Genomic DNA, 12,036 nt, shown 5'->3' with positions numbered 1-12,036 from the left:
AGGTCCCGATAATAACCAGCCTATGCCTCGGGCAAAAATTGGGCCGCTATGCTCGCGGTGAATTGGCTAACGTTCGCCTTCGTCGCGGAGTTTTTCTAAGAACTTTTCGCGCGCTTTCAAATCTCTGGTCACGCGCCGAATCTTGCGTTCGGAAACCGGGCGTTCGCCAAGTTCTGCTGGATCCCACACCCCTTCGCCGGCGTAGGCTCCCTTGGCTGGACGTCGATGCCGGCGCGGCGTGGTGGTGCCGGGCGCGAGCTTTCGAGCGGTGACAAGGAATCCGGTGTGTCCCACCATCCGGTGATCGGGCCGGACCGCCAGTCCTTCAAGATGCCAGGTGCGCAGCATCGTCTCCCATGCTCGCGGTTCCGTATAGGCATCGGTGTCGCGCAACTCTTCGACGAATCGCGATAGTTGTGTGGTCGTGGCGACATAGGCCAGCACCAGTCCACCCGGGATGAGTGCGTGGGATGCCGCCTCGATGTTCTCCCAGGGCGCGAGCATGTCCATGATGAGGCGATCAACGCTGCGCTCGGGAAGCGAAAGCAGCACATCGGCGAGGTCCCCGAGACGCAGATCCCACGCGGGGTGCGGCGCTCCGAACCACGATTCGACGTTGAGCTTGGCGATCTCGGCGAAATCTTCGCGGCGTTCCACCGAAATCAACGATCCCTGTTCGCCCACCGCGCGCAGCAAACTCATGGACAGCGCACCGGATCCGACCCCGGCTTCGACCACGCGAGCTCCGGGATAAATGTCGGCCTGACCGATAATCTGTGCCGCATCCTTGGGGTAAATGACGGCGGCACCGCGCGGCATTCCCAGAACGTAATCGCTCAACAATGGCCGTAAGACGAGATAGTCATAGCCGATTGAGGTCGTAATGACGGCACCGTCGTCGCAGCCAATGATCTCGTTATGAGAAAAAGTGCCGCGATGGGAGTGGAAATGCCCGTCCTCGTGCAAGACGATGGTGTGCATTTTTCCTTTGTAATCCGTCAGTTGTACGCGCTCGCCGGCACGGATCGGGCCGCGGCGCGAGACCATATCGAGTTCGGGAGAATTCGTCACAACTGGTCACGCTACTAGACAATCCGCCCCAGCCCGAACACCGGGCTGCCGGCAGTCGGTACCGAAGGTGGCCCCGCGGCGGGGATAAGGTGGCTGCATGTCTCGTTCCGCACTCTCCCCCTCACGCGCCAAGGACTTTTTGCAGTGTCCACTCCTGTTTCGCTATCGAACGGTTGACCGGCTTCCTGAGCCGCCCTCACCGGCCGCAGCGAAAGGCACGCTTGTCCACGCTGTCTTGGAGCGCCTTTACGACGCTCCTGCCAGCGAGCGCACCCCCGAGCACGCCCTGTCACTACTGCCAATCCAGTGGGAGGAGCTGCGCGGGAGAAATCCGCATATCGAGACCTTGTTCGACACCCCGGGCGAGCTCGCGACCTGGCTGGCCGAAGCCCGCTCGCTTATCGAGAACTACTTCCGGATCGAAAACCCCGCGAACCTGGCGCCGGCGGCCCGCGAACGCTTCGTCGAAGTGGCAGTAGGAGATGGAATCCTCGTACGCGGCTTCATCGACCGCGTTGATGTTGCGCCCGATGGCCGCATGCGGATTGTGGACTATAAGTCCGGCAAATCTCCCAAGCCGCAATACACCTCCGAGGCGCTGTTTCAAATGCGGTTCTATGCGCTCATGGTGTGGCGGATTAGTGGAAAAATCCCGGCCCGGCTCCAGCTCGTGTATCTCGCCGACGGCCAAATCCTCACCCTCGATCCGTGGGAAGACGACCTGCTTGCGATGGAGCGCGAGATCTTATCGATCTGGGCCAATATCGAGGCTGCCGCTCTGGCAGGTGAGTTTCGACCCAAGCGGACGCCACTGTGCCCCTGGTGCTCATTCCAGAAATTCTGCCCCGAATTCGGCGGCGATATCTTGCCGCTGCCACCGGGCGGGATTTCTCGCTTGCTCACAGCGCGCACAGCTGAGCAATCCGAGGCGCCAGCCCCGGCGCAGCCCCCGTCGGATCCAGCGCCGATGCGTCCCAGCGATGAACCGTCCGGTCCAGAAGTCTAAGAAGCGTGGTGCCCGGCGTGCAGACGCTCGATCGTCTCAAGCGCCACCTCGCCTAACGACGTGAATTCGTAGACTCCCTCAGGGCGCTCGGCACCTTCTGCTTGCGGGACGAAGATCGTCGTGGCACCCGAAGCTGCCGCGGCCTTCACTCCGGTCGGCGAGTCTTCCAGCGCCACGCACTGGTGTGCCTCTAAGCCCAGCTGCGCCATCGCCGACAGGTACGCCTCCGGATCCGGTTTTTGCCGCGTGACGGCATCGCCCGAAATACACACATCGAAGCCCTGCAGGCCGTCCCAGACGGCCTCCACATAGGGCCCGACGGCGAGCGTGACGAGGGCGAGTTTCAGCCCCGCCGCTCGCGCCTGAGTTACGAGTTCTTCCGCGCCGTTGCGATATGGCACGCCATCGGTACGGATGTAGCTCGCCATCGTCTCGATGAGTAGACGCGAAATGTCTGCCACGTCGTCGCTCAGTCCGCCAGCTTCCTTGACCTGTCGAGCGGTGAACTGCAGCTGCTTGCCGACGCACTCATCGGCCTGCTCGCGAGACCAGGTGCCGCCCCCGGCGTGGACGAGATCTGCTTCGGCCTTGAACCAGTAGCGTTCGGAGTCGATGAGCGTGCCATCCATGTCCCACAGGAGGGCGGCGAGCTCGGTCATAGGGATTCGACGCAGCCGCAGGTCGTATCGAACGGGCCACCAATCAGACAGATTCCCAGCAGCGCGTCGACGGTTGTGACGAGGTCCGCGAGTTCTTCGGTCTCGTCGCCCTCGGTCATGCGCGGCGCATCCCCGGCGGCCCAGGCATCAAGAGCCCACAGCGCGCCGGGTGTATCGAGGTCATCGGTCATACAGTCGTGGACGACGAGGGCCGTCATCGCCGCACCGGGCGCGCGTGCAGCGATCGCGTCCTGGTAGGCCTGCAACCGTTCCGTCGCTCGCGTCAGATCAGCGTCGGTCCAGTGGTGATCATAGGCGTAATGATGGTCGAGCATGGCAAGGCGAACGACGCGTGGGTCAACCCCTTGATCCACGAGCTTGGAGACGAGCACGAGGTTGCCGAGCGATTTGCTCATCTTCTCCCCCTCGTAGCCGATCATTCCGGCGTGCAGGTAGAGAGCAGGCTCCTCATGGCCCAGCGCGCGCAGGTGCATCGCCGACATTTCGTGATGCGGGAAGATTAGGTCCGATCCGCCGCCGACGATCGTCGGCGCGCCACCCAGGTAGTGTTCGCCGATCGCCGCGCATTCGATATGCCAGCCCGGGCGCCCCTCCCCCAGGTCCTTGCCATCCCAGGACGGCTCTCCCTGACGGGCACCGCGCCACAGCAGCGGGTCGAGCTCGTCATGCTTGCCAGCGCGTTCCGGGTCACCACCGCGCTCGGCGAACACCTCCAGCATCTCGTCGCGGCTGAAGCCGGAGACCTCACCAAAACGCGGATCAGCGGTGACCTCGGCATACACGTCATCGGCTCCGTCCTCGCCACTGGGAAGCCCATAGGTGTCGGAGATGCGCGCAACGGCGCTGACGACCAGGTCCACCGATTCGACCGCACCGACGTAGTGGTCGGGGGCGAGGACCCGAAGATTCGTCATATCCGAGCGGAACAGATCGATCTGGCTCGTGGCCAACTCGCGCCAATCCACCCCGATCTTCGCGGCGCGCTCCAGCAGCGGGTCGTCGATATCGGTGACGTTTTGAACGTAGGTCACGTTGTAGCCACCGCCACGCAGAGTGCGCACGAGGGAATCGAACGTCAGATACGTTGCCGCATGACCAAGATGGGTCGCGTCATAGGGCGTGATACCGCATACGTAGAGGCGGACATCGCCTTCGGGGGTGAGCCCGTCGGGCCCCAGTCGAACGGGCCCGGGGGCCTCATGACGAAGCTGAGGAACTTTCGGAGAGAGCCATGAATCCACGGCCCTAGCCTACCGGGTAGGCGTGAATGGCCCCTGCCGCTACCAAGATGACCACGAGGACCGCGAGGGCGACCCGATAGATGACGAACGGCATGAAGGAGTGGGTCTGAATGAGCTTCAAGAACCACACGATGATGAAGTAGGCGACGACGAAGGCGACGGCGGTGGCCAGCAGGGTCGGGCCGAGCCCGACGGCAGCGTCCTCACTGAGCCCATCTTTGAACAGCTTGTAGAAGCCGGAGCCCATGACCGCGGGGATCGCGAGCAGGAAGGAGTAGTTGGCGGCAGCTTTGCGCGAATAACCCATGAAGAGCCCCGCGGTGATGGTGCCGCCGGAGCGGGAGACGCCGGGCACCAGCGCGAGTGCTTGCGCGAAACCGAAGATCGCGGCGTCGCGCGGGTTGAGTTCTTCCAGCTCCTTCGTTCGCTTGGAGAATCTGTCGGCGACCCCCATGAGGATGCCGAAACCTGCGAGCATAGCGGCCGTGATGTACAGGTGCCGGAAGTTCGTATCGATCCAGCTCTCCAGCAGCACACCGAGCACGACGATCGGGATCGAACCAAAGATCACGTACCACCCCATGCGGGCATCCGGATCGGACTTCGGCACGGTGTTCTTCCACGGCCCAATCGGCAGTGCTCCGGCCCACGCCTTGATGACGGCCCAGATCTTGTGCCGGAAATACAGCACGACGGCGGCCTCGGTACCGATCTGAGTGATCGCGGTGAAGGCCGCGCCGGGATCCCTTCCCCCCAGCAGGTCGCCGACGATCCGCAGGTGCGCGGATGAGGAAATCGGCAAGAATTCTGTCAGTCCCTGAACGAGTCCAAGGATGATCGCTTCGATCCAGCTCATGATCCCTAAGCGTAGGGCAGCGACGCACGAATTCTGCATTGGCGCTACCGTAAGTTTCTATGGAACAGCGACAGCTTGGTCACACGGGTCTGCGAGTATCGGCCACGACGTTAGGGACGATGACGTGGGGCTCCGATACCGATGAGCACGAGGCCAAAGATCTCCTGACCGAGTTTGTCGACGCCGGCGGTTCGCTGCTCGATACCGCACCCGGCTATGGCCAGGGACACGCCGAAGAACTCATTGGTGAGCTTCTTGACGATGTCGTTGATCGCCGCGACGTCATCCTCATGACGAAGGCCGGCGTCTCTCCTGCGCGCGGCGGCGGTGCCCGCCTCGATACCTCCCGGCGGACGTTGCTGACCTCGCTCGACGATTCACTCGCGCGCCTCGGTGTGGAGACCGTCGACATTTTCATGGTTCAAGCCCCGGACTCGCTCACTCCGCTCGCCGAGGTTGCAGGCGCTTTGACGCAGGCGGTCACGAGCGGCCGCGCCCACTACGTGGGGGTATCGAACTTTGCGCCGTGGCAGATCGGCTACCTCGCCGGGATGATGGGCCCCGAGGTTCCACTCTCGCTCATCCAGGCGGAGTATTCACTGCTACAGCGCGACCCCGAAGACGATCTCTTCGAGCTGTGTGAAGCGCTGGGCTTGGGTTTCGTCGGCTGCGCGGGCCTTGGTCGCGGCGTGCTCACCGGAAAGTACCGCCACACTATTCCGGCCGATTCGCGGGCCGCCTCGACGCACCTCGCGGCCTATGTCGAGCCCTACCTATCGGGCACCTACGCGGGGATCGTGGAAGCCGTCGCCACGGCAGCCCAAGGCCTAGATGTGCAACCGCTCCAAGTCGCGGCCGCCTGGGCGCGCTGCCACCCAGCGGTGAGCTCCCTCATTGTCGGTCCCCGGACGGCAGCACAATTCCGGCCGCTCCTCACGACCGATTTTGAGCTTCCGGACCAGATTTACGCGGCCCTGAGCGAGGCTACGTTCGACTAGCTACTTCTTTTCGACGATGATCTCGAGATCATCGTCGTCATCGTCATCGAAGTCGAGATCGTCGTCGAAGTCGTCGTCATCGTCGTCATCGAACTCTCCCTCGTCATCGTCGTAGTAGTCATCGTCATCGTCATCGTCATTGCTGTAGGTATCCAGCGGAACGTCAACGTCGAAGGTCGTCATCAGCGCGTCATCGTAGGTGAGGAACGCGTCTTCCAACGTGTTCGCGGCGCTCGTGACCGAGGCGGCATCCGGATCCTGCGCTGCCACGGCAGCGTGGTAGTGGGCTTCAAAGGCGGCGATCAGTCGATCGAGTGCTGCACGAGGGTCAGTAGCCATGTCTCGAGCCTATCGCCGGTGATCGACATTTGCGAGAACTATTAGCCTAAGCCTCTTGCAGCAGGTCGAGCAGGACTCGGCAACCGAACTCCAAAGCGGAGATCGGAACCCGCTCATCCACCCCGTGGAACATGGCCGGGAAGTCGAGATCGACGGGAAGCTGGAGTGGCGTAAAGCCATACCCTTTGATCCCGAGCAGCGACAGCGACTTATTGTCGGTACCGGCAGAAAGCATGTACGGCAGCACGGTTGCTTCCGGATCGTGCCGCGAGATCATGTCGACCATCGTGTCAACGAGGTCTCCCTTGAAGGGGACCTCGAGCCCTATATCCTGCGTCTCGGGCACAATCTCGACGTCGGGGCCCGCCAGGCGCTTGAGGGTGGCCATCATGTCTTCCTCGGTTCCCGGGATAGGCCTGACATCGATCGTGGCCGTTGCGGTCGTCGGAATGACGTTGGCTTTGTAACCGGCGCCGAGCTGAGTTGGATTCGCCCCGGTGCGCAGGGTGGCTCCCACGAAGGTCTTTGCCGGTCCGAGGGCATCAATGAGCGGCCAGATGGTCGACTCGTCCTCTTCGTCCCACGTAGTGCCGGTTAATTCGGCAACCCCATCGAGGAGCTGGCGAACCGTGTCTGTCAGGTGCAGCGGCCAGGCATGATTCCCGATCCGATGGATCGCTCCCGCAAGGTGCGTGATGGCATTGTCCTCGTTGATCTGCGAGCCATGACCGGCACGCCCCGAGGCGACAAGGTTGAGCCACTGCAGGCCCTTTTCCGCGGTTTGCAGAAGATAGACACGCTTACCGGCGACCATCGTCGAATAGCCGCCTACCTCACCGATCGCCTCGGTGGCGCCGTCGAAGATCTCCGGATGATGATCAACGATCCAGTGTCCGCCCCATTTGGAGCCGGCCTCTTCGTCAGCAAAAAACGCGAGGATGACGTCGCGAGCAGGTTTGATTTTCTTGCGGCGAAGGTAGCGCACGACCGCGATCATCATCGCCACCATGTTCTTCATGTCGACCGCGCCACGACCCCAAATGAGCCCGTCTCGGACTTCTCCCGAGAACGGGTGGACTTGCCAGTCCTCGGCAGCCGCCGGAACGACATCCGTATGGCCGTGCAACACTAATGCTGGGCGGCTCGGATCCTCTCCTTCGAGGCGAGCAAAGACTGACGTACGCCCCTTTGAAGACTCAAGAATCCTGGTTTCTACTCCGACCTCCTCAAGGAGTTCGGCGACGTATTCTGCGGCAGGACGCTCAACGATCCCCTCGTTCGTACCGAAGTTCGAGGTATCGATCTGGATGAGCTTGCGACAAATCTCGACGACCTCGTCTTCGGGTCGAGGGATGTTCACGTTCGTGTCTGCCATTGGGCCAGCTTAACCGGCTCACTTGGTGGCGGGCATCACGCGATCAGAATTTCGCAGCGGCGGCTCGAACGTGCTAGATTCAATCTCGCTGTTACGACAGCAAAAGCAACCCGCGCGGGTGGCGGAATAGGTAGACGCGCTAGCTTGAGGTGCTAGTCTTCGTATTAGAAGGTGGGGGTTCAAGTCCCCCTCCGCGCACAAAAGAATGAAGGTCCCAAATTCTATTTGGGACCTTTTTTCGTCAGATGTCCGCCCTGGTCTATTCACCACTACCCGAGGCGCGTGGTGGTTTCTCCAATCAACCGCGGCCTTGCCACCGCAAACGCAGCCACGACCAAACCCTCCGGCGGCGCGAGCTGATCTTCGCCCAGCGTTTCCTGCGACGCTCACCAAATACGTAGTAGGAGTTGCCGATCTGCGCATACGCTTGGGTACTCGTTGGGGTTAGCTCCCCAGGTTCATTCTCGTCCCGATACCACTCTTCCCAGATCGCGTGGTAGATCGCCCAGTCGCTGTAGAGCTCTTGTAGGTCGGTAAGAATTTCCGCCGCGTTTTTAAAGTGGCGCGCGGCGTGGTCCCTCGTCGGCCAGCCCGCGTCGATGTCGTAATGGTCGAGAAAGAACTCGCCCCAGTCATAAAATCGTTTGCGGAGTTCGGGATCGGAGATCTCCACCAGGCCTCCTTTGAACCAGAGCACGGCGCCGACTCCGTAGTCGACCTGGAGCTTGGCCACGGGAAACTCGGAGAGTTATTGATGGTCCTTCTTTCGCCTTCGCATTGACAATTCCTCTGTGCTGAAGCGGCTATGCCACTGTTAACCCTAGCGACATAGTTGCTCACATATCGCTCATCTGGTAATCTTGTAAAGTTGCCTTGGCGCCGATTTTGGTTCGTTCGGAAGCCCACCGTGCTGCCGAGGCCAACTGGCTGACCGGCTGCCCCGTCAAACCGTGACGGTACCGGTTGCAGCACGCACCACGGAGGTGTGTGCCCATGACTCATGTGACTGAAGGAATGATGAAGATGAGCAAACTTACTATCGTGGACCATTTGACCGGTCGGACCGCCTCCGGGATCGACTACCACGCGATCGAAGACGCCGTACGCGGCTGGCGAGAGCCCTTCGGAATCGAGTGGTCGAACCTCGAGGACGTCGAGATCCTCACGATGGCTGCCTAAGTAGGCAACAAGCGCGGACGAGATTCGTCCGCGCTTTTGCTATGCCTGCGCCCTGCCCTAGTCTTCAGTCATGACGGAGCTGCGCACCACTCGGTTGATTCTTCGACCCCCAACGATGACCGATCGCGACGCAATCATTGAGGCCTGCAGCGATCCGGACATCGCACGATTTACGGCCGTTCCCGAGCCATATACCCGCGCCGATGCTGAGTATTTCGTCACCGACATCGTCGCCCAGAGCGCTGCCGACGGACTGCCCGTTTTCCTCATCACCACCCACGATGGCCAGCTCGTTGGCGCCATCGACCTCCACAAGAGGAACGGCAACGTAGCGGAGATTGGGTATTGGGCTCACCGCGATTTTCGTGGCCGCGGTTTCCTTACGGAGGCCGCGACAGCGCTGCTTGCGCACGCTTTCAACGACCTCGAGCTGGCTACAGTCCACATCCAGATTCGGTCCGCGAACCTCGCTTCCCTAGCGCTTGCCCGCCGTCTCGGATTCACGATGCACGCCGTTGTTCCCGGCTTGATCTCTCAGAAGGGTGAGCAGCATGACGGTTGGATCGGCTCACTTACGGCGAGCGACTTTCTCGCAGGCACCCGACCTCGACCCGCCACCGTGCACGACATGGTGGTGGAATTCCACCGGGTCTACTCGATGGTGATTGGCAAAGGAGCCGCGGCCGTCGATCATCCGGATATGGCGATGCGACTACGACTCATTGCTGAAGAGTTCTGCGAACTTATCGAAGCGGTGCGGGGTCGCGAAGCCGCCGAGACCGTTCGCTCCGCCTTCGAAACGATCGACGTCGGTCCCACGAACGCCGACCTCATCGCGACGGCCGACGCGCTGGGAGATCTCACCTACGTCATCTATGGCATGGCGATCCTGGCTAATATTCCGCTCGATTCGGTGATCGGCGAGATCCACAGGTCCAACCTCACCAAGCTCGGCCCCGATGGCAAGCCGGTGCTGCGGGCGGACGGCAAGGTCGGAAAGGGGCCACACTTCGAGCCGCCGAACCTCGCGGCGATTCTTCACTCTGAGGGCGAAACCGGCGGTGCTCTGTTCGAGCGTTGAGGCGAGCCATGGCACGATAGGACCTATGTCACTTTCCGCTGAGAATCCTTTTGCCCAGCCGTCCTCCCTGCCCTATGGGATGCCTGATTTCGATGCCATCCGCGTCGAGCACTTTGCCCCCGCGCTGCGAGAGGGCTTTGCCGAACAGCGCGCCCAGTGGGAGGAGATCGCGACCGACACTTCTCCGGCCACAGTAGAAACCGTTTTGGAGCCGATTGAAAAGTCGGGCGACCTGCTGACGCGCGCTGCCAGCGCATTCTTCTCCCAGCTCTCGTCCGTTGGCGGTGACGAGCTGGATGCCCTGGAGGAGGAATTCTCCCCGCTGTTCGCCGAACACAGCGACGTGTTCTACCTTGATCAGCGCATCTATGAGCGCCTGACACAGCTGGCAGACGCGAACCTCGACCTCGATACGGACACCGCCTGGCTCCTGGAGACCTACCTGAAGCGGTTCCGCCGGGCCGGCGTCGAGCTCGAGGGCGAGAAGCAGGATCGACTGCGCGAATTGAACTCGAGCATCGCCTCGCTGCAGGCAGCATTCGGGCGCCGCGTCGTCAAAGACCTGGAGGCACACTCCCCGAGCTTTTCGGCCACCGCGCTGGCCGGACTCGATGACGCCGAACTCGATGCGATGAAGCAGGACGACGGCAGCTACAAGGTGGCGCTGCAATCCACGACGCAGCAGCCGCTGGCTACCTCGCTCACCGATTCTGACACCCGCGCCCGCCTGTTTGAGACGTCGCAGTCGCGCAACTGGCAGGGCGAGAACGACACCCGCCAGATCGTCTTGGACCTTGCCCGCGCCCGCGCCGAGCGCGCCCAGCTGCTGGGCTATGACCATCACGCCGACTACGTCGCCGAGGATGCCGCCGCCGGTACCTCGCAGGCCATCATGGAGCGCCTGACCGCGATGGCCGCGCCGGCAGCGCGCAATGCCAAGGCCGAATCGGCCGAACTCGCCGAGCTGATGGCGCGCGAGGATCCGCGGCCATTCGCTGTGTCTGACTGGTCCTACTACTCGGAAAAGCTGCGCGGCGAGAAGTTCAACCTCGACGACTCCGTACTCAAGCCGTACCTGCTGCTGGAAAACGTCATCGATAACGGCGTCTTCTTCGCGGCCAATAAGCTCTACGGCCTGAGCTTCACCCGCCGAGAGGACATCACCGGGCACACCCCCGATGCGCGCGTCTGGGAGGTCTTCAACGAAGCCGGTGAGGGCATCGGACTGTTCAGCGCCGATTATTACGCCCGCGAGGGCAAGCGCGGCGGTGCGTGGATGAGCGGCTTCGTCGAGCAGTCCCACCTGCTTGACCGCAAGGCCGTCGTCACTAACGATCTGAACGTTGCGAAGCCGCAAGAGGGCTTCCCGACGCTGCTCACCTGGGACGAGGTTCGTACCTGCTTCCACGAATTCGGGCACGCGCTGCACGGCCTGCTCTCCGATGTGCGCTGGCCGAGCCAATCCGGCACCTCGGTGCCGCGCGACTTTGTCGAATACCCCTCCCAGCTCAACGAAATGTGGATGGAGAATCCCGAGGTCATCAAGAGCTTCGCACGCCACCACGAAACGGGCGAGGAAATCCCCGCGAGCTACATCGAGACGCTGACCTCCATGGGCGCCTACGGCGAAGGATTTGCTACGAGCGAGTACCTCGGAGCGGCGCTGCTGGACCAGGCGTGGCATCGCCTCGGTCCCGACGAGATTCCCACCGATGTTTCCGAGGTGGCAGACTTCGAGGCGAAGACGCTGCGTGAGTTTGGGATCGACGTCGTGCCGCCGCGCTACCGCACGACGTTCTTCAACCACACCTTCGGTGGCGGCTACGACGCGGGCTACTACTCCTACGTGTGGGCCGAGGTCCTCGATGCCGACACCGCCGAGTGGTTCCGTACCGAGGCCACCCGTGAGGGCGATGGCGGACTCAACCGTGAGGCCGGCGCGCACCTGGCCGCCGAGGTACTCTCGCGCGGCTATTCGCGCGATCCACGCGAATCCTTCCTCGCCTTCCGTGGCCGTGACCCCGAAATCGGCGCACTCATGTCGCGCCGCGGCCTGGCCTAGGGCGTGTCTGACAATTGCCGGGTCCAGGAGATGACGGCGTTGAGGATCACGGCCGCGCGGTAGACGATCGCGAGCTTGTCGTAGCGGGTGGCGAGTCCGCGCCATTGCTTGATGTGGCAGTAGCGACGCTCGATGACGTTGCGGTTGC

The 12,036-nt window shown here is 62.2% G+C and carries 12 protein-coding genes and 1 tRNA gene; 6 read left to right on the top strand and 7 right to left on the bottom strand.

The window, feature by feature from the left end; genetic code table 11:
* Positions 1–66 precede the first annotated feature (66 nt).
* Positions 67–1,071: a tRNA (adenine-N1)-methyltransferase gene (locus MUN85_RS06040; protein WP_348647956.1), complete on the bottom strand. Its 1,005-nt coding sequence runs from the start codon at positions 1,069–1,071 to the stop codon at positions 67–69.
* Between the two features lie 97 nt (positions 1,072–1,168).
* Between MUN85_RS06040 and MUN85_RS06035 the strand changes: the two genes are divergently transcribed.
* Positions 1,169–2,077: a RecB family exonuclease gene (locus MUN85_RS06035; protein WP_250505855.1), complete on the top strand. Its 909-nt coding sequence runs from the start codon at positions 1,169–1,171 to the stop codon at positions 2,075–2,077.
* Here MUN85_RS06035 and MUN85_RS06030 read toward each other — a convergent pair.
* The 3 genes from MUN85_RS06030 to MUN85_RS06020 are packed head-to-tail and all read right to left on the bottom strand — an operon-like array spanning position 2,074 to position 4,854.
* Positions 2,074–2,736: an HAD family hydrolase gene (locus tag MUN85_RS06030; RefSeq protein ID WP_250505854.1), complete on the bottom strand. Its 663-nt coding sequence runs from the start codon at positions 2,734–2,736 to the stop codon at positions 2,074–2,076. The two genes, MUN85_RS06035 and MUN85_RS06030, sit on opposite strands and share 4 nt — an antisense overlap.
* Positions 2,733–3,998 carry a cysteine--1-D-myo-inosityl 2-amino-2-deoxy-alpha-D-glucopyranoside ligase gene (gene mshC / locus MUN85_RS06025; RefSeq protein WP_250505853.1) on the bottom strand — a complete coding sequence of 422 codons (1,266 nt, stop codon included), beginning with the start codon at positions 3,996–3,998 and terminating at the stop codon, positions 2,733–2,735. Before mshC ends, MUN85_RS06030 begins: the two co-directional genes overlap by 4 nt.
* Before the next feature lie 4 nt (positions 3,999–4,002).
* Entirely contained in the window at positions 4,003–4,854 is an 852-nt protein-coding gene (locus MUN85_RS06020; RefSeq protein ID WP_250505852.1) for an undecaprenyl-diphosphate phosphatase, read from the bottom strand.
* Between the two features lie 59 nt (positions 4,855–4,913).
* Here MUN85_RS06020 and MUN85_RS06015 point away from each other — a divergent pair, with 59 nt between their 5' ends.
* A complete protein-coding gene (locus MUN85_RS06015; RefSeq protein WP_250505851.1) occupies positions 4,914–5,852 on the top strand; it encodes an aldo/keto reductase in 939 nt (312 codons plus the stop codon).
* On the opposite strand, the gene MUN85_RS06010 is transcribed toward MUN85_RS06015, so the two are convergent.
* Positions 5,853–6,191 (bottom strand): DNA primase, encoded by a 339-nt coding sequence (locus tag MUN85_RS06010; protein WP_250505850.1) that lies wholly within the window; start codon positions 6,189–6,191, stop codon positions 5,853–5,855.
* Positions 6,192–6,237: 46 nt separating this feature from the next.
* Positions 6,238–7,566: a M20/M25/M40 family metallo-hydrolase gene (locus MUN85_RS06005; protein ID WP_250505849.1), complete on the bottom strand. Its 1,329-nt coding sequence runs from the start codon at positions 7,564–7,566 to the stop codon at positions 6,238–6,240.
* A gap of 112 nt (positions 7,567–7,678) precedes the next feature.
* Between MUN85_RS06005 and MUN85_RS06000 the strand changes: the two genes are divergently transcribed.
* A tRNA-Leu gene (locus MUN85_RS06000) sits at positions 7,679–7,764 on the top strand.
* Between the two features lie 100 nt (positions 7,765–7,864).
* On the opposite strand, the gene MUN85_RS05995 is transcribed toward MUN85_RS06000, so the two are convergent.
* Positions 7,865–8,299, bottom strand: a complete 435-nt coding sequence (locus tag MUN85_RS05995; protein ID WP_250505848.1) for a hypothetical protein — start codon at positions 8,297–8,299, stop codon at positions 7,865–7,867.
* 290 nt (positions 8,300–8,589) lie between these two features.
* Here MUN85_RS05995 and MUN85_RS05990 point away from each other — a divergent pair, with 290 nt between their 5' ends.
* From MUN85_RS05990 to MUN85_RS05980, 3 genes are all read left to right on the top strand, one after another.
* Positions 8,590–8,745 carry a hypothetical protein gene (locus MUN85_RS05990; protein ID WP_176780795.1) on the top strand — a complete coding sequence of 52 codons (156 nt, stop codon included), beginning with the start codon at positions 8,590–8,592 and terminating at the stop codon, positions 8,743–8,745.
* Between the two features lie 70 nt (positions 8,746–8,815).
* Positions 8,816–9,826 (top strand): GNAT family N-acetyltransferase, encoded by a 1,011-nt coding sequence (locus tag MUN85_RS05985; protein WP_250505847.1) that lies wholly within the window; start codon positions 8,816–8,818, stop codon positions 9,824–9,826.
* 25 nt (positions 9,827–9,851) lie between these two features.
* Entirely contained in the window at positions 9,852–11,888 is a 2,037-nt protein-coding gene (locus MUN85_RS05980) for a M3 family metallopeptidase (protein WP_250505846.1), read from the top strand.
* Positions 11,889–12,036 lie beyond the last annotated feature (148 nt).

This window comes from Bowdeniella massiliensis (genome assembly GCF_023634005.1).
Lineage (GTDB): Bacteria > Actinomycetota > Actinomycetes > Actinomycetales > Actinomycetaceae > Bowdeniella > Bowdeniella massiliensis.
Note: the sequence above shows the minus strand (reverse complement) of the source record. Positions and strands in the feature narration are given on the sequence as shown.